We start from the raw sequence: 21,317 nt of genomic DNA, 5'->3' as shown, positions 1-21,317 counted from the left end.
CCATCCTAATTATCTGTGTTCATAAACAATGTCATCATCTACCCTGAATTCCGGCAGCGTTTGCTTAGTGCCCAATTCAAGATAAATACCATTGGCTAGCGGATTTTGAAGTTTCTTCTGGTCAAAAAATAAAGTTGCATGTCCCAAAACCCGCATATTACTTTCAACCATACTCCCGACAAAAGCGGCAACATAGGTTTGACCATCAATTGTGATTGTATCACCTTTTTTAAAAACAAACGTGCTAGCAGGTGTCTGTGAACTAAACTTTTGCAGAACCGATACATCTACTAAGCCTTTAGTAACATTTTCACCAAATAAAATAACCATCATATCTTCAGGCTTAATTGCCTGCTGACCAATTTGCGTTATTGTAGATATCCATTTCATTTTTTAATGCTCCCTAATGACTAATTTTAGCATAATAAAAAGCCGCTTACCTAATATATAAGCGGTTTTTTGTTTTTACTCTTTGACTTTTTTGTGGAAAAAGAGCCATTTTCGTAATTCATCAATCAATACCAGCGGAATTGGCAGACAGAAGAGGAATAACCAATCTGTTGGCAATAATCTCGTTGTGTTGAATAATTGTTGTAGTCCTGGAGTTACTGTCAACACAAGGAAGAGCAGGATTTCAAAGATAATCCCATACCAAATGTTGTGGTTGCTGAACAGGCCTTTCTTGAAAATCGAAACCTTGTTGGTCCGACAGTTCAAAACATTAGCAACCTGAGTAAAGACAATAGCACCTAATACCATTGTCGTTGCCCGCATATAAACAGAACCACTGGAAGCTAAGGCAGCCTGCGGCCAGCCATTTTGCGCATTGACAAAGAAGTAGGCACCAATCGAAATAATACTTGAAATCAGACCATACCATAAGAACGCATGAAGGATAACGCTGCGGTTAAGCAAGTGTTCACTACGCTTTCTTGGTGCCTGCTTCATCACGTCTGGGTCAACAGCTTCGCCGCCAAGCCCTAATGCCGGCAGCATATCCGTACCTAAGTCAACCGTTAAAATCTGCATAACTGTCATTGGCAATGGTATCAGACCACCAGAGAACAGGAACAAAATTGACGGAAAGGCTTCAGGAACATTAGAAGTCAAAATATATGTTAAGAACTTCCGAATATTACTGTAAACGGCACGCCCTTCTTCAATTGCAGCAACAATTGAAGCGAAGTTGTCATCGGTCAAGATGATATTAGCGGCGTCTTTAGCAACGTCCGTACCGGTCATCCCCATTGCAATCCCGATATCAGCTTGCTTCAAAGCTGGCGCATCATTAACACCGTCACCAGTTGAGGCGACAATTTCGCCATTTTCTTGCAAAGTCTTAACAACCTTGTACTTTTGTTCAGGAGCAACCCGGGCAAAAATAACTTCACCCTTCAAAGCTTCACGTAAGTCGTTATCGCTCATTTCTTCAAGTTCTGTTCCAGAAATAACGCGCGCCTTATCAGAAGTTAGTCCAATCTGAACTGCCACCGACTTAGCCGTTAACTTGGAGTCACCAGTAACCATGATAATCTTAATCTTAGCTTCGTGGCACCGTTTAACAGCATTATAAATCTCTGGCCGTGGCGGATCACTCATTGTTGTCAGTCCAACAAAGACCAAATGCGTTTCAGCGTCAGCGATAGTCAACTTAGAAATATCGGTATCATCACGGTCAACAATCCGGTAAGCCATCGCCATGCTTCGTAATCCTTGAGCGGCATATTGGGCATTATTCTTATTAGCCCGATCAATATCATCTTGGGTTATTGACCTTACTTGACCATCAACTTGAACTTGGTCACACTGCTTAATCACATCACTAAAGGAACCTTTAGTGAAAATTATATATTGCTGATCGTTCCAGCGGTGAATAGTCGACATCCGTTTTCTATCAGAATCAAACGGTAATTCCCGCATTCTTGGGTATTTCACCAGCACTTTTTGCCGGTCAAAGCCCGCTTTCTGCGCCATAATGATTAATGAAGCTTCAGTTGGCGTACCTAAAATCTTCGGCTTGCCGCCCTTAACCTTGCTTGGCTGCACCGCGGTATCGTTATCAAGAGAAGCAATCTGGATTAACTTGTGTAAGTCCGGATTTTCTTCATACCACAATTGCTTACCGTTTAATTCAACTTGACCATTGTTAACATACCCATTACCCGTAACTTTGTATTCATTTTTCAAAGTCCAAATGTAGTGAATTGTCATTTGGTTCTGCGTTAACGTTCCCGTCTTATCCGAACAAATAACGGTCGTCTCACCCAAGGTTTCAACTGAGTTTAGTTCTTTGACCAAGGCGTGCTTTTTCGCCATTCGGCGAACACCTTGCGCCAAACTCAAGGTAACTGTTGGCAATAACCCTTCTGGGATAAAGGCAACAATCATCCCTAGCGCAAAGATAAAGGCCTTGGCAAACGGATACTTAACAAAGAAAATCGCGGCAATTAAGAACAAGACCCCAATTGAAACCGCAATAATTGATAATTGCTTAGTCAAGCGGTTAAGTTCCTGCGTTAACGGACTATCAACCTCATCCTGCTTTTGCGTCAATTGCGCAATCCGACCGAACTCGGTATTCATCCCCGTCGCAAAGGCAATTGCCCGTGCTGTTCCGGCACCGACTGTCGTCCCAGAATAAACCAAGTTAGTTTCGGCATAACTGCCTTCACCAGGATCATACTTCGTTGTCTTTGATTCTGGCACTGACTCACCATTTAAGGCACTCTGATCGACCTGCATTGAACTAGCCGAGATTAGCCGCGCATCAGCAGGAATGGCATTTCCAGCCTGCAGAACAAACACATCACCTGGAACTAATTCCTTAGAATCGATCTGCACCTTTTTGCCATCACGAATGACCTGCACATAAGTCGGCAGCATATTATTTAACGCATCTGTTGCCCGTTTAGCCGCACGTTCTTGCCAGTAACTAAACAAGCCGTTGATAATATTCACCATCCAAATTGCAATTCCCAGCTCAAGTGTGCCGCTGAACATTGCAATTGCACCTGAAATCCACAACAAAATTGCCATCATACTGATAAAGTTTTTAAAAAATACTTTCCATTGTGATTCTTCTTGGGATTTTTTAATCTCATTAGGACCATATTTTTGCAGTCTTTTGGCAGCTTCTTGTGAACTTAGACCATCAGATGAAGAATTTAAATTGGTAAAAACTTCTGCAACGTCATTTTTTGCATAAAGTTCACGAATTTTATTTTCGTCCATTAACGGTACCTTCTTAACTAAAATTTTCTGCTTTTAATAAAGCTAACTACTCAAATTTAAATATAACACTTCGTGCTATACTTATTAAGAGTAATTATATTACAAAATTTAACTGGAGGTTAAAAAATGAGGCTATTAATTGGCGGCTACACTAAAAACACAGCCACCGGAATTTACGAATTACCGCTTGAAATCACGGATTCTACAGCTAAAATAGGTCAGGCAAAGGAAATCATTAAAGTTGGTGGACCAACTTATTTTGTCCAAGATCATGACCTGATTTTTACGATTAACAATGCAGGTGACAAAGGCGGAATTAGTGCCTACAAATTAATTAATGGTGCATACCAAGAAACTGATTCTTATTTAATAGCTGGCTCATCTCCTGCCTATATTGGCATCAATAAAGAGCAAAAACTGCTCTATACAGCCAATTATCACACAACTCAATTGGCAGTCTTTTCTTATACTGCAGACGGCAAATTAACCTTGCTGGATTCAGTCACCCATACGGCTGACACATTGGGACCACAACCTGAACAAGTCGACGGCCCGCACCCCCACTTCTTTGACGAAACGCCTAATGGCAATTTAGTTAGTTGTGACTTAGGTAATGATTGTATTGACTTTTACAGTTTTAACAACCAAAAATTAGCACACCTAGCAAGTTACCAAAATGAACCGGGATTTGGCAGTCGCCACATTGTTTTCAGTCCCGATGGCAAGTACTTCTACGTTGCCGGTGAATTATCCAGCAAAGTTAATGTTGTGAAGTTCGACGAAGATAACTGGACGTTTGAAAATATTGCAACTTATTCGACCATTCCTGAAGACTACACTGAACATAACGGTGCAGCAGCAATTCGAATGAGCAATGATGGCAAGTATCTTTATGTTTCTAACCGTGGTCATAATTCAATTACTGTCTTTGGTATTAAGCCTGACCATACTTTGCAATTGACCCAACGAGTTTCCACGTTCGGTGAGTTCCCACGTGACTTTAACTGGGACGAAAATGAACAATACGTGGTGGTCGCCAACCAAAATACGGATAATGCGACACTCTATACTCGTGACGCTGAGAACGGTTGTCTAACCCCAATTCAAAAAGACATTGCCGTACCAGAAGGTACTTGTGTCTTATTTGAATAATTAATCTTAATAAGCAAAAGGAGTTCATATCAGACTGACATGAACTCCTTTTAATTTTCATCTTTATTGGTAATTTTTGCTAAATTTAGTAAAACAATGCCACCACTAGGACCATTTTTGATAATTAATTGTCCCGTATTTCTACTAACAACATCATTGGCAAACCACAGTCCCAAGCCACTGTGACCATTCATTTTACGTGCTTGATCTTCCTTCCAAAAACGCTTAGTTGCATTCATCAAAGCACTTTTAGAAAAACCTGGGCCTTGGTCATAAATACCAATTTGTACCTGCTTTGGCTGGTTTTTAAAAGTTAACTTAATTTTTCCTTTTGCGGGCGTAAAGGTAACTGCATTTTCAATGACATTAATTATTGCTCTAATAACATGATTTTTTTGTAAATAAGCGTTCCCTGTCATTGTACCAGTCATTATCAACTTGATTTTTTTAGGATGGACTAATTCTTGCGCACGCTGAATAATCACACTCTGCAAAATATTAAGATTAATATTTTTTGCCTGCTCAACATCGCCATTAGTTGCTGCTCTGAGTGAATCCAAATATTCGTCAGCCTGAATAGTATTACGCATGATACTTTGCAAATCTTCTCGCTGCTGCTGAGTCAAGTTGTCATCTTCGAGCAACAATTCACTATTACCATGAATAATGGTGAGTGGGGTTTTTAAATCATGACTAAGAGCCGAAATTTCCTGCTGCTGACTTTGTTCCTGTGCCCATTTGCTTGTCAATGACTCTTTTAAAGCTGATTGCATTTTGGCCATTGCATTCAAAGCATGTTCAAATTCTTTAATATTAGATTGTGGTATTTCAAAATCCAAATTGCGCTGCGCAATCTCTTCGCCAACTTGATGAAATAGATTAACTGACTTAACTATCTTATTTCTTAATAAAATAGTCGTCGCAACCAAGCAAAACAAAATTAAGAACAATAATATTCCCAAAGAAAAATATTCATACGGCGGCAAAATCTTTTGCAAAACTGGATTAACATACCGAGTTAGATAATTATAATGGAGTACTACAACTGATTTATCTGGATAACGTACTAGTTGGTAACCATAATTGGACTGTTCAGGATAATGTAAGTACTGCCGCATTTTTTGCTGGTCAGTTTGCGTTGCGTTAGTCTTCAAGATATGATGTTGCTGATTGAATAAAGCATAACTTACATTGTCAGGTACTTCGTCAGCATTAAACACTCGCTCATGACGCTGGTTTTTAACAAATTGCTGAACCTTCTGCTCATCATAATTAGCTGGGTAGATAACACCATTATTCCCAAAATACTGAGCGCTAAAAAACCAGATACAAGTTAAGAAAATAATCATTAGCCCATTAACTAATAAAAATTCAATTAATAAGTAGGAGATACTCCTTCTTCTTGCCATTTATAGCCCACTCCCCAGACAGTTACAATCGGCGCTAACGAAAACATTTTTAATTTAGCACGAATATTTTTGATATGTTCAGCAATTGCCGCATTGTCACTAACGGTATTAAAACCAAAAACTGTTTCATATAACTGCTCTTTGGTATATACCTGACCCGGATGTTCTGCTAACTGAGCTGCCAATTGAAATTCTCCTTTAGTAAAAGGAACACTCTCGCCATGAACATACGCTTTTCTTTCTGACAAATTAAAAAGTACACCCGAGCGTTCATACGCATGAAGTGGCTGCCGCTTTTCGCGACGCAAATGAGCATTGACGCGGGCCCGTAGCTCAGCCAAGCTAAACGGCTTTTTAATATAATCATCACCGCCAAGTCCTAATCCCCGCACTAGAGCCGCATCATCAGTCTTAGCTGTCAGAAAAATAATCGGTCCATCATATACTGGTCTTATTCGTTGACAAAAATCAAAACCATCTTCATCAGGCATCATGACATCAACTAATATCAACTGATAAAAGCGACAACTTTCAGCAGTTAATTCTTTAGTTGAGCACCTAGTATCAACAGTATAGCCTTCACGAGTTAACGCTCTTTTAACTAATACTAGCAGGTCTTGATCGTCATCAACGGCAAGAATTTTAGCCATAATCTTCTCCTCTTGATAAATCATCAACCTTCATTTCTGCGTCCTTCCCACTGATTAAACCAACAAAAAATAAAAATTAACATTGCTGACGTCAGACAAATAATTATTGACACGGCCAAATCTACTGGAATAAGTGAGACTACTCTAAAATTAAAGAATGCCATTGTATAAATTCGCACGAGATGTCCACCCCAACTACTAGGAAAAAATGGCCAAATCAGATTACCTAAATTCGTTAATAACAATGCTGCTAACAAAAATTCTAAAGCAGCACAAATCAAACTAACATTATGACCAAACTTTAATTCCAAAAAGCTATGGGCAAGATATGCTAAGCAGTTACTGCCCCAAAGCAATAAACACATTCCTAACAAATAACTTACATTAATTATTATTTTAGCGCGCATTATTTTGACCATACAAGTAAATGTAAAAATCGCTAAAAAGCAAGAAATTAAGCTACTAATTAACAGATAACACAATTTAACTAGCAGAATTTGCCAACGCTTAGTTACACTCAAGAGATTAAAGCAGCCATTCTTTATTTCAGGTTCAAAAATACTGTAGCAAGCATAACTACAGGCAAATGGATAACTAAGCGCAATTACTAGGAAATAATTGATTAGAAAAGTAGTGAAACGATACTTAGTCATCAAGAAATAGCTGGCACCTAATATTCCTCCTAGTAAAGTCAGTCCAACATGAATCACAAAATAATTTGTGTGGCGCAATTTTAAAAACTCAGCTTGAAACAAATTTATTAAATTCATAGTTTATCTTCTTTAAAGTAATGGCCAAGTATAACCAGCAAAATTCCAAATAGTGCAATGGTAAGTAAAACACCTGGTAAAATAACATTCCTTGCATGTAGAAAACTATTTTTGGCTAACAAAACACCATTGGGATTAATACCCAAAATGGCTGCCATTAGTCTGGCCGGAATTGCAAAAGGAATCAGCCACAATGTCTTGCTGCCAGCAAAAGTTTGACTAGCAAAAAATACATTTGCAATAAACATCATAATTAGTGTAAGGATTGCTGGTAATTTGAGTTCTAATAGCAGCCCAAGTGGAATTTGCCAAGCAAAGCATACCGTCAGCAAGATAGTTGCCTGCAATACTTGTTCTGGGAATAACTGCTTGCCAAACAAACTTCCTACTCCCAAAACCAAAAGCATCATAATTATATTAGTAAATAAAAGATAGCAACAGCCCGTTATAATTTTGGCAAGACAAATTTTAAGGGCTGGAACCGGTGTCAATTTAAGATTAAAATAATTTTGTTTCTTATCGTTTTCAAGCAGACAACTACTAATTAGGGCAACTTCTATCGGCAACATAACCATATACCACCAATTAAAGATTGCTTGCTGTACTTGTTTTCCAGCTAGTAAAAAGCTTGCTAAAACTGTCGTTACTAAGGGCAATAGCCATAAACTAAGAACAATAAAAGAGTGGCGATTTTTAATCGTTTCAGCGTTAATTAAATTTTGTATTCTACTCATCTACTGCTCCTTTTCTTACTACCGTCATAAACAATTTTTCTAGTTCCTCAGTATTATCTGGTATTTTCCCTTGATAGCCCAACTTGCCAGCAGCAATAATTCCAATTTCATCAGCTACATTCTCAACTTCAGCTAAAATATGACTCGAAAAAATAACCGTGACTCCCTTTTTGGGCAGAGAACGAATTAACTTACGTAAAGATTCAATTCCCAAAGGATCAAGGCCATTAGTTGGCTCATCCAAAATAAGTAAGCTTGGTTTATTAATCAATGCCAAAGCAATTCCTAAACGTTGCTTCATCCCCAAAGAAAACTGCTTAACCTTTTTCTTACCTGTATTCGTTAGGTCAACTATTGCCAATACCTCACTAATTCTCTCTTTTGGTAAACCTAAAGAAGTTGTCCTAACCAGCAAATTTTCAAACGCAGTTAAGTTGTTATATAACGGCGGCGTTTCAATTAGCGCACCAATTTCATTCAAGTCCTGTCTTTGCCATGGTTTACCTTTATAATAAATACACCCCTGAGTTGGGTGGACAATTCCGGTAATCATTTTAAGCGTTGTCGATTTTCCCGCACCATTTGCTCCTAATAGGCCGTAAACTGTATTTTTAGGAATTGTTAACGATAAATTCTTGATTACTTCAGTTTGACCATATTTTTTAGTCAAATTTTTTGTTGTTACCAATAATTCATTATCATCCACTGTTTAACCTCCCTTTTTTAATAAGTTTAGCAACCAGTTATCAGGAAATTATAAAGTAAAAAAATAAAAGTATGGATTCTCCATACTTTTATCCTTGTAAATTCTGCCATAATTCTTGCATATCAAGCGGCTCCGGAATTTTAATTTCTACTTGCTGATCCAAGAAGGGATCCGGAAAAGCCAAATAATAGCAATTCAAGGCTTGTCTTGTAAAATTATCCGCTACGCCATACAACGGATCGCCAAATAATGGGTGTCCAATCGACTGTAGATGAACGCGAATTTGGTGCGTACGGCCAGTAAACAAGCGTAATTCGACTAAACTTGCACCTGCGACTTGGTTCAAAACACGATATTCTGTTGCTGCTGATTGACCAGCAGGATCAATTTGGCGGACGACGGTTCCTTCTTTTTGCGCAATTGGCGCCTTAATCATTCCAGTTAGCTCATCTGACGCAAAATTACCGTGAACCACAGCATGATATTTTTTTACAAAGTCATCCTTACTTAACTTAGCAAAGCGGGCGTGGGCAATCGGATTCTTACCAATTAACACTAACCCTGAAGTATCACGGTCAAGGCGGGTAATTACGTGCGGCTTAACCTCCTCCTGCTTGCTCTTAGTAAAGTATCCTAAAGCGCGATTAACAAGCGCATCATCATCTTCATAACGTGAGGGAATTGACAAGACGCCAGCTGGCTTGTTCACCACCAAATAGTTAGCTGTTTCCTTGACCCGCACTAGCGGCTTATCAGAAGGTCGCAGCCACGGATTGGCCTTTTCTTGACCCGGTACAAAAATAATTTCATCACCTTTATGCAGTTGGTAGCTAGTGTAGCGGCGCTTATGATTAACCAGAATTAAGCCATCATGATTTTTAGCGTTATTGACCGCTTGCTTTGAAAAACCATGCTTCATTAAAAAAGCCCCTAACTTCTGGGGGCTGTTACTTGTAAACTTCAACTTAAATAGTGTCATTTTTATCACCAATGAAGGCACTCTGAACTCGCGACCAAAATCGCGTGTGGCCAAAGCGGTCAAACTGAATTACCTTTTGCGAAATCCGGTAAGTAATCTTTTTGGCATTGTAGACGTCAATGTGCTGACCATCAACTGTCATTACCAAATGATTAGCGTCTGGCACAATTGTAATCCACTGGTCAGGGGCAATAACAATTGGCGAAGAGAGAGTGCGAAACACGCGATTATTAATCGAAGCAATCTCAGCCATTTGCAACGCCTTTAACCGCGGATGAATTACCGCACCGCCAAGTGACTTGTTGTAGGCAGTTGAGCCAGTTGGCGTTGAGACACACAGGCCATCGCCGCGAAAGTTTTCAAATAATTGTCCTTCAATATAAACATTAGCTTCCAAGGTATGTGAAACCCGTTTGACTGCCGATTCATTCAGAGCCAAAAAATGTCGCTTTTCTCCTGCTTCAGTCTCAAGTTCAACTTCCAATAACGGATAGTTGGTCGACTCCGGCTGCCGCAAAAAGAGTGCATCCACCATCTTATCAACATCGTCACTGCGCCAATCAGTATAAAAGCCCAAATGTCCCGTATGAATTCCAATAAACCTGATTGAGCTAATCTGGGTTTCATAACGATGAAAAGCATTAATTAATGTACCATCGCCGCCCACTGTAATTACTACATCCGGATACTTGGCATCAAAGACAACATCATCTTTTTGCTGCAATAATTTTTTTAAATGCGCGACAACCCGCAACGTTTCCTCATTAGTATTATGAGCAATCGTTATTTTCATGATTTTTCCTTGCCCTTATTCTTGGTAAAAATCTTCTGCGCTTCCTGAACTTCATCCTTAATTAAAGACATTTCCTCGTCTAACTTGTATGCTGTTTCCGCTGTTGACTTTAGACGCTTGGAAATATCATCTGGATAAGAACCTTGATACTTATAATTTAGAGTATGCTCAACTGTTGCCCAAAAGTTCATTGCTAACGTCCGCACCTGAATTTCGGCCAGCAATTTTTTAGCACCTTCTGGCAAATAAACAGTATAGGAAATCACCATGTGGTAAGAACGGTAACCTGATGGCTTGGCGTTTTGCACATAATCGCGCTCTTCCAAGACCTCCATATCTTGCCGCTCATGGATCAAGTCCACTACCTTATAAATGTCGTCAACAAACTGACACACGATTCGAATGCCAGCAATATCCTGCATGTCGGTCTCAATCACGTCGGGACTGATTACCCGCCGGGTCATTTTTTCTTTAATCGAATCAACTGTTTTTACTCGGCCAACGACAAATTCAATTGGCGAGTGTTCTCCCTTAGTTAAAAAACTCTGTCTAAGGGCCCGAAATTTTACTTTTAATTCATTAACGGCCTCTGTATACGGCCATAAAAAGTTGTCCCAATCTATTTCCATTGAAATAATTCCTTTCTCAAACAGCAACTTCATTTTACCATATAATAAGAGTAAACAGATTGGAGTAATGATAATGACTAAAAATACTGAAATTGAAGCTAAAACATTGTTAACTGAGGCAACTTATCAACAATTATGTGCTGCCTTCCCTGTTAAAAGTGACTTTTTGCAGGCTAATTATTATTTTGATACGCATGATGGCTTATTAAAGCAGCACCAAATCAGCTGCCGCGTGCGGATATTCAAAGATCACGCCGAGCAAACGCTCAAAGTCCCCCATTCACAACTTATCCAGCATAACTTTCATGAAGCAGTTGAAATTAACGACGATTTAGAACTAGCTGCCGCGCAAAAGTTTGTCCAGCAGGCAGAAAAGGGTACAGTTGCCATATTTAATGGTAATGTTGAACAATACTTGAAGACTAACTTTGGTACACAACTTGAGCTGTACCTCCAAACTTTTAGCAAAACGCGCCGCATTTTAGCTGTTGGCCCCGAAAATTGCGAATTGACATTTGACGCAACCACCTATCCAGATTCTTATGTCGATTACGAATTAGAAATCGAAAATTCTAATCCTGCTTTAATCAAAAAGGTCCTTTTTTCCCTTGAAAACAGCTACAATTTTAAGCAAACTAAAACTAATACTAACCAGCCTAAAATCGCTCGTGCATACGCTCATCGTGTTAGAAGATAATTATGTGAGCGTATTCTTTGCCTATATATCAGTTATTTGGTACAGTAGTATTTAATTGGTAATTTGAAGGAAGGATTAAAGATGTTTGAGATTTTCCTCTTTGTCAATCCGATTGGCATCTACTGTTATGATACAGAACTTTTAATCAAACAAGCCACTAACGAACTTAATATTGATACTTGTTTTAATTACATTCCAATTACTAACACAAAAGTAATTTCAGCGGACATTGTCCGCCGCCGCAAAGATGGTCAAAAGCTAACTGATATTTCAAAATATTCAATGGCTTCTTTCCAGACATTGCGGATCTATCACGCAATTAAGCTCGAATATGGCAACAAAAAAGCCCGTGCTTATATAGTTGAGCTGCAACAGGCATTGAACGTTAACTTTAATCTCTACTCTGAAAATTTACAACAAAAAATTGCCAAAAAATTGAATTTAGATTTCAAAAAAATCAATAATCCTAAAGCCGATAAGTATATTGATAAATCTATTAAGCAAGACATGGACCTTGCTGATAAGATGAATGTTCGCAACACACCAACAACAATCATTTATAACGAAAGCGGCAATTACAACGGTATTTTACTAGAAGGTACTGTTGCTCACGACAAATTAATCAATGTTTTAAAGCATGATTCCTGCTTTATCGAAAACTTTGAAGAGGAAACCAAGAATTGCAACTTACGCAAGACTAATCATTTGCGCTTAATTTAAATAGGTCAAAACATTATTTGGTTGACCTACATGGCGCATTTTACTAAAAATCTCATCAGGCAGATCATTAACAGTAATTTGCCTATTATACAGGGCAGTCGCAATTGACTGGCCTGTTTTTGTTTGTTGCATTAACTGCCGGGCCAAATATTCACGTTGGCCTATCGGATTAATCTGATATTTTTGAATTTGCGGCTGAAAGTGCCACAACTGCCTCAATCCTTGGGCGTTTATCGCAAACGTCATCTTTTGATAATGAACCCGCGTAGTAACCGGCTCAAGTAAGACATTATACTTGAGAATTAATTGCTGCTTTGCAGGATCAATTTCTAAATAATAATCACGCCACAGTTTATTTTTACGGAAAAATAGCAGCTGTGACTTTTTTATTTGCCGGCGTAAATAATGTCTCTGCCCCACGACCCAGACATCAACAATCCCAATTTCAGAATATAAGTGATGCCGGTGGTTAAGTTCTGCCAAACTTAATGGTGCGCACTGTACCTCAAAAGATAATCGCGGACTTGCCAGAACATCTGCTCGCAACTGCCCTTGCGCCAGTGGAATTTCAACCTGTGCATCAAAACCGACCGACCTCAATGCTTCTTTAAGCAGTAACTTGCTCTGTGCATGTTCTGCCCTTTCTCCCATCATATTGGATGATTTAGCTATATGCTTAAAATACGCGCCATCTGCCTTACTAATGAGCTGCACACTCTCATGACATCGCGGACACAAATATCTTTTTGCTAATTTACTTTTTCGCGCTACTTCAACTGTTGCCAATACTAACCGATTATTCAATAATGCTGCGTACAAATTTATCACCTAAATTTACATACGCAAAAAGGCAAGTAACCTACTTGCCTTTTTAATTAACGATTATTTTTATCAAAATACTTACGCAGTTGTCCTAGTGCATCACAGGCAATTAGACATTTACCCGTTGTACGCACCCGCGCCATTTCACTGATTTTAACTTTAATACCATATTCATTGGCAATTGCCCAAGCATCTGCGGGTTTAATTTCTGCATAATTTTCATTATTGAATGTTAACTCTAAGAAGAATTCTCCCCGTTCAAAGTAAAGACTTGAAGACAGATCACTAGCTCGTAAATTATCGGCTAATTCAGTTAACGGATCAAGATCCTTAAAGCTGTATGCCTGCTTCTTTTGAAACTTCCAAAATGGCTTCTTAACCTGCGGCTGTGAATCATCTTGAGAACTGCTGACGGTCTCTTCTTCAGCTTCAGGGTCATCTGATTCATCCAGTTCCTCATCAGAATCCAAATCAATAAACGTTTTGCGCGAATCCTCCGTTTCTTCCTCGTCTTCAGCTTCGCCGCCAAACATTTGTGTCAAATTATCACGGTCCTTGTTTGTTACCTTACTAATCAACAAATCTAAGCCGCCATTATTCGGCATTACCTGGAAGGTTACTGGCGCATCCTGACTAAAGGAATGATCGGTATCAACTTCATCCAAAATCGAATAAAAGAAATGCTGAATTTTATCCCGATCACCCAATAAATCTAAAACTTTTAAGCCGCGACTAGCTAACTCATTTTTATCTATTCGGACACGAATAGTATTTTCATTAATATGATCAACTTGCACGAGTTTTCACCTCCATTGGATTCTTTTATCCATTGTAGCGTACTTTGCAGATAAAATAAAAGCGTTAGTCTAAAAAACTAACGCTTTTTATTAAAAATATAGCCTGATTATAAGTCTGCAATCTTTTGCATTTCCTCTAGCTCAAGCCGACGAACTTTCCGCGGCAAGAACCGACGAATTTCATCTTCATTGTAGCCAACTTGCAGGCGCCGATCATCCATAATGATTGGCCGTCTTAACAAACTTGGATTCTTCTCAACCAAATTAAGCAGTTGGTCGATTGATAAATCATCAAGGTTAACTTTTAACTGTTGAAAAGCTCTTGAACGCGTTGAAATAATTTCTTCGGTACCATTTTCTGTCATCCGCAAGATTTGAATAAGCTCGTCCTTAGTAAGAGGTTCAGAAAAAATATTTCTTTCTTTGAAAGCAATGTCATGTTTCTTTAACCAAGCCTTAGCTTTACGACATGAGGTACAACTTGGAGATATATATAAATTAACCATATATTTCACGCTCCTTTGAACAAATACTACTTCTATCTATAATCTATTATAGCATATTACTTCTTTTTTGTAAGTAGTATTTTGTAATTATCTATATTTTTATCTTACAAATAAAAAGTGAATAAATTATGACTTTTTTATCAAGAAAGATTAAAGGTAAATAAAAAATAGTACATCACCTATGATAATGCACTATTTTTTTATTCTATTACTTGTCAACTTGATTCATCAAGTCAGCAACTAATTGTTCATTTTCTTCAGCAGTTTCGGAAATATAACATGCCTTATTTGCCAATTCCTTGAGATCCTCAGTGTTAAGCTTCTTCATTAAGCTTCTAATCCGCAAAATGGAAGTTGCACTCATTGAGTATTCATCAAGACCCATTGACAATAAGATTGGGAACATGGTGCTGTCACCAGCGGCTTCACCACACATACCACACCAAATACCATTTTCATGAGCTGCATCAATTGTATGCTTAATTAACCGCAATACTGATGGGTTAGCGGGTTGATACAGATAAGAAACATTGTCGTTGCCACGGTCGGCAGCCATTGTATATTGGATCAAGTCATTAGTTCCAATTGAAAAGAAATCAACTTCTTTGGCGAATTGGTCGGCCAAAACTGCAGCAGCCGGAACTTCAATCATCATCCCGACTTCTAAGTTATCGCCAACTTTGACACCATCATTAGTTAACTTAGTCTTTTCTTCAGCTAAGATTGCCTTTGCCTTGCGTAATTCATTCAAGGTACCAATCATTGGGAACATAATGCCCAACTTACCATAAGCAGACGCTCTAAGCAATGCCCGTAATTGTGTCCGGAAAATGTCTTCATTCTTCAATGACAGTCTGATGGCACGAATACCCAAGAATGGGTTCATTTCGTCTGGTAAGTCCCAATAATCAAGGTGCTTATCGCCACCGATATCCATTGTCCGAATGATTACTTGCTTGCCATGCATTCCTTCGATAACTTCTTTATAAGCTTCGAATTGTTGGTCTTCTGTTGGGAAGTCCTTAGAATCCATGTACAAGAATTCGGTCCGGTATAAACCAATCGCTTCGGCACCATTGTCATTAACACCTTGCATGTCGTTTGGTGTACCAATATTAGCTGCGATTGTGAATTTCTTACCATCAGCAGTAACTGAAGGTTCGTTCTTCAACTTTTCCCATTCAGCCTTTTGTGCCAAGAATGCTTCGCTCTTTTGCTTGTAATCAGCTACTTGAGCGTCGCTTGGCTCAATAACAGCATCGCCATTTAAGCCGTCGACTACTAAAAGTTGACCATTCTCAACATCAGTAGTAATTGACTCGGTACCAACAACAGCTGGCAATTCAAGTGAACGAGCCATAATTGCTGAGTGCGCAGTCCGACCACCAATATCAGTCACAAAGCCCTTAACAAATTGCTTGTTTAATTGGGCAGTGTCACTAGGGGTCAAGTCGTGCGCAACCACAATAACTTCATGGTCAATTGCAGCTGGATTAGGCAATTCTTTGTTTAAAAGGTGGGCCATGATCCGCTTAGAAACATCACGTACATCAGCAGCACGTTGTTGCATATAAGCGTTGTCGGTCATTCCTTCAAAAATTGCAATAAACTTTTGTGCAGTTTCATCAAGTGCGGCTTCACTATTAATTTTTTGGTCTTTGATTTCAGTTTCAATTGCTCCTGTAAATTCAGGATCATTTAAAATCATCAAATGGGCTTCAAATACTTGAGCTTCGTCCTCGCCTAAACTCTCTTTAGCACTGTCACGAATTGCTTCAACTTCAGAAGTCGAAGCAGCGATCGCATCTTTAAAGCGGTCTAATTCACTAGCAGCATCGGAAACAGTGGTCTTCGTAAATGAAAGATCTGGTTCTACCAAGAGATAAGCGGGTGCTACAGCGATACCATCACTTGCAGCAATTCCTTTTAAAGTCTTGGTCATTATTCAGCTAAACCCTCTTTTTTCATTGTTTCTGAAATAGCAGCAATAGCGTCTTTTTCATCATCACCGTCAGCAGTAATTGTAACATCGGCACCCTTGCCAACACCAAGTGACATAACACCCATGATTGACTTCAAGTTAACTGACTTGCCGTTATACTCCAAATTAATATCTGAACCAAACTTCGAAGCAGCTTGTACTAAAAGTGTAGCTGGACGAGCATGAATACCTGTTTCTGCAACAACATGAAAATCGCATTTTTCCATTATAATTATCTCCTTTTAAAATTGAAAAATCAAAACGGTAGTAAATACCTACTCGAGTATTAGACTATCATTTTTTTGTGAATTAGACAACATAAATGTAACAGTTTACATCATTAATTTTCAGACTTTGACTGTGAATAAACTATTTTTCCACCACGTAAAGCGCGGCCGGTAATATTTTGCCGTTTGCCGAACGCGCGCAAGGCCGCTTGAAAATCAAAGGCATCCTGGGGAGCAACTTCATATTGGTCAAGTTCCCCTTCTGCCAACTGTTCAAGAATTTTTTGATAATCCACTAAATATCACCGTCTTTTTCATCTTTTTTATTTAATGACCACTGTTATTTTAACATATTTATTGAGCTTACAAAAAATAAGTTTTAGCACTTGATTATTGAGAGTGCTAATTATATAATTTAGTAAACTTGAAATGAAAGGCGGTAAGTATAATTGCTTTGTCAAAACTGTCAAAAGCGGCCTGCTTCCATTCACCTTTACGCCAAGGTCAATGGTCAAAGTCGCGAAATTAATTTATGTGGACAATGTTATCAACAACTTAAACAACAAGGAAATATTAATATGAATAATGACAACAACGGTTTCTTTGGAGACTTTGATGACTTATTTAATAGTATGAACGCAAATAATGCTGCATTTAATAATGCTAATCATGAACAACCGCAACGGCCAAATAATGGTGCCGGCGGTGGCCGTTCACTACTTGACCAATATGGTACTGACTTAACAGCACTAGCTAAAAAGGGCAAAATCGACCCAGTTATTGGTCGAGATAAGGAAATTGCGCGCGTAATTGAGATATTAAATAGAAGAACTAAAAATAATCCAGTATTAATTGGTGAAGCCGGTGTTGGTAAAACAGCGGTTGTCGAAGGACTGGCGCAACAAATTGTCGATGGTTCAGTACCTGCTAAATTACAGGACAAGCGCATTATTTCACTAAACGTCGTTTCACTTGTTCAAGGAACTGGCATCCGTGGTCAATTCGAACAGCGCATGCAGCAATTAATTAAAGAATTGCAACAGCACGACGATATTATCTTATTTATTGATGAAATTCACGAAATTGTCGGTGCTGGTAACGCTGAAGGCGGCATGGATGCAGGTAATATTATTAAGCCTGCCCTAGCCCGCGGCGACTTACAACTGGTCGGTGCAACAACCTTAAAAGAATACCGTGAAATCGAAAAAGATTCCGCGCTTGCTCGGCGATTCCAACCTGTTGACGTTAAAGAACCATCAGTTGCGGAAACTATTCGCATCTTAAAAGGAATTCAAAAACGTTACGAAGATTACCACCACGTTCACTATACTGATGATGCAATCAAGTCGGCAGCCGAATTATCAGAACGCTATATCCAAGATCGCTTCTTGCCTGACAAGGCCATTGACCTGCTTGACGAGGCTGGTTCAAGAATGAACTTAACCATTCCTTATGTTGACAAGGACAAGCTCAAGGAACGCATCACTGCTGCTCAAGAATTAAAGCAGGAATCATTAAAAAATGAGGACTACGAAAAGGCCGCATATTACCGTGACCAGATTGAGAAGTACAACAAGGTAAAAGACCAAAAGATTGATCCCGATAAGTCACCAGTTATCACCAGCAAAATCATGAACAAGATTGTTGAAGAAAAGACTGGTATTCCTGTTGGCGACCTGCAAAAGCAAGAAGAAAATCAATTACAAACTTTGGCCCCTACTTTAAAGGCTCACGTCATTGGTCAAGACCAGGCCGTTGATAAGGTTGCCCGCGCAATTCGCCGCAACCGAATTGGCTTTAACAAGTCCGGTCGTCCAATTGGCTCCTTCCTCTTTGTTGGTCCAACTGGGGTTGGTAAGACAGAACTAGCTAAGCAATTAGCTAAGCAAATGTTTGGTTCAGAAAATGCCATGATTCGTTTTGATATGTCAGAATTTATGGAATCCTACTCTGTTTCCAAATTAATCGGTTCTGCTCCCGGCTATGTTGGCTATGAAGAAGCAGGTCAATTAACCGAACAAGTTCGCCGTCACCCTTACAGTCTAATTTTGCTTGATGAAATCGAAAAGGCTGACCCATCAGTAATGAACTTATTCTTACAAATATTAGACGATGGTCGCTTGACTGACTCACAAGGTCGGACAGTTTCCTTTAAAGATACGATTATCATCATGACTTCTAATGCCGGTCAAGGTATTAAGAACACCAGCGTTGGCTTTGCGGCTGAAAATACAGATGAAGAAAAAGATTCTGCAAGAAGCTCAATGAGTCAATTCTTCAAGCCTGAATTTTTAAATCGGCTTGATGATGTCATTGAATTCAACGAGTTATCAAAGGAAGACTTAGTTAAGATTGTTAACTTGATGCTTGATGAAACCAACAACATGGTTAAGAACCAAGGCTTGCAAATTACGGTAACTGATGATGCCAAGAAGAAGTTAATCGAGGAAGGTTACAATCCAGCAATGGGTGCGCGGCCTTTACGCAGAATTATCCAAGAAGAAATTGAAGATCGGGTAGCTGACTTCAAGCTTGACCATCCAGATGCCAAGAATTTAACTGCCAGTGTTGCTGGCGACCAGATTGTAATTAATGAGCAACCTGCCACTATTGAAACAACTGATGCAGACACTGAACTTTAATTAAAATATGAAGAAAGCATGATTACTGTAAATTACGATAATCATGCTTTTATGTTGGGAAAAAATGATAATTTAGCGTTATACTAGAGTTAATAAAACTACTACAAGAAACGGGTGAAATCCATGCATTTAATAGATGTAACCAATAGCTATCGGGATTTAGTTCACAGTCAGCTTAACTCAACTGATGTGAACTATGTCAAAGTTTATTCTTTAGGTAATACTTCTGTTATTTATACTGAGAGTGATAAGGCAATCGGGATTGCGATCGAGAACCATGACCGCCGCGTCCGTAAGGATGAGGTCGAGTTCATTATCAAACGCTTGATTAAAGAGAACGATCCTTCATATTTGCTAACCTTTGATAAAGATCAACGCGTGGTCGAAATTCACGTTGATAAATAAGATAGTTATTGCTAGTAAACAGCACTTTAAGATGATTCTTAAAGTGCTGTTTTTATTTATTCTAACTTATCGCAAAATTCAATTAACAATTACAATAAATAATGCTAATATTGTTTTAATTTTTAAATAAATAAATTTAACTATAGGTAACGACAAATGAAAAAGAAAGAAATCAAAAATTTAAGTGAAGGTAGATTTTTCCACTTGATTAACCTTGAACGCAAGATCAGCAGAATTGTTGGTGTTATTTCGTCATGTTATGTCTGCTTCTTAATCTGGACAGTCATGACTAACTTCGGCGTTTTTGCCAAAGCGATTTCCGTTACTTTTGTTGTTTTAGGTATTTATTTTTCAATCTGCGCCATATTAGACATTAAAGATAGAATTAACCGCCGTAAACAAGAAAAACATAAAAAATAAAGGAATTAGTATTAATACTAATTCCTTTTAGTTATCTTGATTAACCTACAATAATTTATAATCTTCTACCAGCTAAAAGAGGCATATCATCCATAATTTTTCTCCTTTGTCCAAAAGCAGTTAATAGCATTCAATTATTTTTAATTCTACTATCTATTGAAAATAGTTAGACAAAAGTTTCTTAATTAGAACACTAGAGGTGAACTATGAAGTCGGTAGGAGAAAACATTAAAGATCTTCGCATAGCACGTAAAATCACGCAAACGGATCTAGCTAAAACTCTATATACTAGAAGTGCTATCTCTAAAATTGAACATTCCAATCAGGATTTATTATATGAAAATGCTAAAGTAATTTTAGAAAAATTAGGTGTTTCTCAAACGGAATTTGAATATATTAGAAACAACTATTCTTTTACTCCAAAAGAAGATATCATTTATTCTTTTCTAAATATTACTTACAATACTGAAACTGCCACCATTAATGAGCTACTTAAAAAATGTTCTTATTTAGCTGATGATCCTGACATTACACATATAAAAATCATATTAACTGCCTTCAAAAATGATAAAGACCAGCTAGGGCTTACTCTAGCCAAAAAAATGCTTATCCCTCTTTGGAATGACCAATTTTCTAAATACGATACCTGGACTATTTTAGATTTACACATCCTCAATATGATATTCTTTATATTCGATACAGAAACCATGAATCAAATTTCAAAGCAGGCTATTACTGTAATTAATACCAAATATCCTTTTTTAAAATCACTTAAAGCTAGTTTTCTTTTAAATCGGGGTATTCTCTTAATGCGCTCAGGCAACATAACACAAGCAATTCAAGCTTTAAAAAGTACCTGCCAAATTTGTCAAAAAAACAGACAATACGACAAATTATTAATTGCCCAAACTAGAATAGCTATTTGCAATAACGATAAGGACCTAGCATTACATTATATAAACATACTTCATGAACTGGGCGCTACCGACTTAAGCACTAGTTTAAAGAAAGAAGTGCTACTTTTCTTAAATTAACCGCCATAAACAG

General features: G+C 38.3%; 23 protein-coding genes. 7 read left to right on the top strand and 16 right to left on the bottom strand.

The features are described from left to right. Window positions 1-9: 9 nt before the first annotated feature. The gene (locus tag OZX58_RS02465; protein WP_277141326.1) at window positions 10-390 is read right to left on the bottom strand and encodes a PTS glucitol/sorbitol transporter subunit IIA; all 381 of its coding nucleotides are present in this window, start codon (window positions 388-390) and stop codon (window positions 10-12) included. A 75-nt stretch (window positions 391-465) separates the two neighbouring features. Beyond that, complete coding sequence (locus tag OZX58_RS02460; RefSeq protein WP_277141325.1) at window positions 466-3,231, bottom strand: cation-transporting P-type ATPase; 2,766 nt, start codon at window positions 3,229-3,231, stop codon at window positions 466-468. A gap of 126 nt (window positions 3,232-3,357) precedes the next feature. Here OZX58_RS02460 and OZX58_RS02455 point away from each other — a divergent pair, with 126 nt between their 5' ends. Then, complete coding sequence (locus tag OZX58_RS02455) at window positions 3,358-4,383, top strand: lactonase family protein (protein ID WP_277141324.1); 1,026 nt, start codon at window positions 3,358-3,360, stop codon at window positions 4,381-4,383. A gap of 50 nt (window positions 4,384-4,433) precedes the next feature. On the opposite strand, the gene OZX58_RS02450 is transcribed toward OZX58_RS02455, so the two are convergent. From OZX58_RS02450 to OZX58_RS02415, 8 genes are all read right to left on the bottom strand, one after another. Beyond that, on the bottom strand, window positions 4,434-5,792 hold the full coding sequence (locus OZX58_RS02450) for a HAMP domain-containing sensor histidine kinase (RefSeq protein WP_277141323.1): 1,359 nt from the start codon (window positions 5,790-5,792) through the stop codon (window positions 4,434-4,436). Continuing rightward, window positions 5,759-6,442 carry a response regulator transcription factor gene (locus OZX58_RS02445; protein WP_277141322.1) on the bottom strand — a complete coding sequence of 228 codons (684 nt, stop codon included), beginning with the start codon at window positions 6,440-6,442 and terminating at the stop codon, window positions 5,759-5,761. Before OZX58_RS02445 ends, OZX58_RS02450 begins: the two co-directional genes overlap by 34 nt. A gap of 23 nt (window positions 6,443-6,465) precedes the next feature. Further along, complete coding sequence (locus OZX58_RS02440; protein ID WP_277141321.1) at window positions 6,466-7,212, bottom strand: lantibiotic immunity ABC transporter MutG family permease subunit; 747 nt, start codon at window positions 7,210-7,212, stop codon at window positions 6,466-6,468. Next, window positions 7,209-7,946 carry a lantibiotic immunity ABC transporter MutE/EpiE family permease subunit gene (locus OZX58_RS02435; RefSeq protein WP_277141320.1) on the bottom strand — a complete coding sequence of 246 codons (738 nt, stop codon included), beginning with the start codon at window positions 7,944-7,946 and terminating at the stop codon, window positions 7,209-7,211. The genes OZX58_RS02440 and OZX58_RS02435 overlap by 4 nt, the downstream gene beginning before the upstream one ends. Further along, on the bottom strand, window positions 7,939-8,652 hold the full coding sequence (locus OZX58_RS02430) for a lantibiotic protection ABC transporter ATP-binding protein (RefSeq protein WP_277141319.1): 714 nt from the start codon (window positions 8,650-8,652) through the stop codon (window positions 7,939-7,941). Before OZX58_RS02430 ends, OZX58_RS02435 begins: the two co-directional genes overlap by 8 nt. A gap of 88 nt (window positions 8,653-8,740) precedes the next feature. Continuing rightward, window positions 8,741-9,631 carry an RluA family pseudouridine synthase gene (locus OZX58_RS02425; RefSeq protein WP_277141318.1) on the bottom strand — a complete coding sequence of 297 codons (891 nt, stop codon included), beginning with the start codon at window positions 9,629-9,631 and terminating at the stop codon, window positions 8,741-8,743. Continuing rightward, window positions 9,618-10,424 carry an NAD kinase gene (locus OZX58_RS02420; protein ID WP_277141317.1) on the bottom strand — a complete coding sequence of 269 codons (807 nt, stop codon included), beginning with the start codon at window positions 10,422-10,424 and terminating at the stop codon, window positions 9,618-9,620. The genes OZX58_RS02425 and OZX58_RS02420 overlap by 14 nt, the downstream gene beginning before the upstream one ends. Next, a complete protein-coding gene (locus OZX58_RS02415) occupies window positions 10,421-11,053 on the bottom strand; it encodes a GTP pyrophosphokinase family protein (protein WP_277131197.1) in 633 nt (210 codons plus the stop codon). Before OZX58_RS02415 ends, OZX58_RS02420 begins: the two co-directional genes overlap by 4 nt. A gap of 73 nt (window positions 11,054-11,126) precedes the next feature. On the opposite strand from OZX58_RS02415, the gene OZX58_RS02410 reads away from it, so the two are divergent. After that, a complete protein-coding gene (locus tag OZX58_RS02410; protein WP_277141316.1) occupies window positions 11,127-11,750 on the top strand; it encodes a CYTH domain-containing protein in 624 nt (207 codons plus the stop codon). Between the two features lie 81 nt (window positions 11,751-11,831). Further along, complete coding sequence (locus tag OZX58_RS02405; protein ID WP_277131194.1) at window positions 11,832-12,470, top strand: DsbA family protein; 639 nt, start codon at window positions 11,832-11,834, stop codon at window positions 12,468-12,470. Here the strand turns inward: OZX58_RS02405 and OZX58_RS02400 are convergent. From OZX58_RS02400 to OZX58_RS02375, 6 genes are all read right to left on the bottom strand, one after another. Next, a complete protein-coding gene (locus OZX58_RS02400) occupies window positions 12,462-13,298 on the bottom strand; it encodes a competence protein CoiA family protein (RefSeq protein ID WP_348635850.1) in 837 nt (278 codons plus the stop codon). The two genes, OZX58_RS02405 and OZX58_RS02400, sit on opposite strands and share 9 nt — an antisense overlap. Before the next feature lie 47 nt (window positions 13,299-13,345). Continuing rightward, entirely contained in the window at window positions 13,346-14,089 is a 744-nt protein-coding gene (locus tag OZX58_RS02395) for an adaptor protein MecA (RefSeq protein WP_277141314.1), read from the bottom strand. Window positions 14,090-14,196: 107 nt separating this feature from the next. Continuing rightward, on the bottom strand, window positions 14,197-14,595 hold the full coding sequence (spxA, locus tag OZX58_RS02390; RefSeq protein WP_277131190.1) for a transcriptional regulator SpxA: 399 nt from the start codon (window positions 14,593-14,595) through the stop codon (window positions 14,197-14,199). 208 nt (window positions 14,596-14,803) lie between these two features. Then, the gene (ptsP, locus tag OZX58_RS02385; RefSeq protein WP_277131188.1) at window positions 14,804-16,537 is read right to left on the bottom strand and encodes a phosphoenolpyruvate--protein phosphotransferase; all 1,734 of its coding nucleotides are present in this window, start codon (window positions 16,535-16,537) and stop codon (window positions 14,804-14,806) included. Next, on the bottom strand, window positions 16,537-16,803 hold the full coding sequence (locus OZX58_RS02380; protein ID WP_277131186.1) for a phosphocarrier protein HPr: 267 nt from the start codon (window positions 16,801-16,803) through the stop codon (window positions 16,537-16,539). The genes ptsP and OZX58_RS02380 overlap by 1 nt, the downstream gene beginning before the upstream one ends. A 113-nt stretch (window positions 16,804-16,916) precedes the next feature. Then, complete coding sequence (locus tag OZX58_RS02375; protein WP_277131184.1) at window positions 16,917-17,099, bottom strand: hypothetical protein; 183 nt, start codon at window positions 17,097-17,099, stop codon at window positions 16,917-16,919. A gap of 153 nt (window positions 17,100-17,252) precedes the next feature. Here OZX58_RS02375 and OZX58_RS02370 point away from each other — a divergent pair, with 153 nt between their 5' ends. From OZX58_RS02370 to OZX58_RS02355, 4 genes are all read left to right on the top strand, one after another. Beyond that, window positions 17,253-19,445 carry an ATP-dependent Clp protease ATP-binding subunit gene (locus tag OZX58_RS02370; RefSeq protein ID WP_277141313.1) on the top strand — a complete coding sequence of 731 codons (2,193 nt, stop codon included), beginning with the start codon at window positions 17,253-17,255 and terminating at the stop codon, window positions 19,443-19,445. 123 nt (window positions 19,446-19,568) lie between these two features. Then, entirely contained in the window at window positions 19,569-19,850 is a 282-nt protein-coding gene (locus OZX58_RS02365) for a DUF1827 family protein (RefSeq protein ID WP_277131179.1), read from the top strand. A gap of 156 nt (window positions 19,851-20,006) precedes the next feature. After that, the gene (locus OZX58_RS02360; protein ID WP_277141312.1) at window positions 20,007-20,270 is read left to right on the top strand and encodes a hypothetical protein; all 264 of its coding nucleotides are present in this window, start codon (window positions 20,007-20,009) and stop codon (window positions 20,268-20,270) included. A gap of 206 nt (window positions 20,271-20,476) precedes the next feature. Further along, window positions 20,477-21,304, top strand: coding sequence for a helix-turn-helix transcriptional regulator (locus OZX58_RS02355; RefSeq protein ID WP_277141311.1), 828 nt, complete (start codon window positions 20,477-20,479; stop codon window positions 21,302-21,304). Window positions 21,305-21,317 lie beyond the last annotated feature (13 nt).

It is taken from the genome of Lactobacillus sp. ESL0680 (assembly GCF_029392855.1).
In the GTDB taxonomy this organism is placed as follows: domain Bacteria; phylum Bacillota; class Bacilli; order Lactobacillales; family Lactobacillaceae; genus Lactobacillus.
This window is presented reverse-complemented; position numbering and strand designations above follow the sequence as displayed.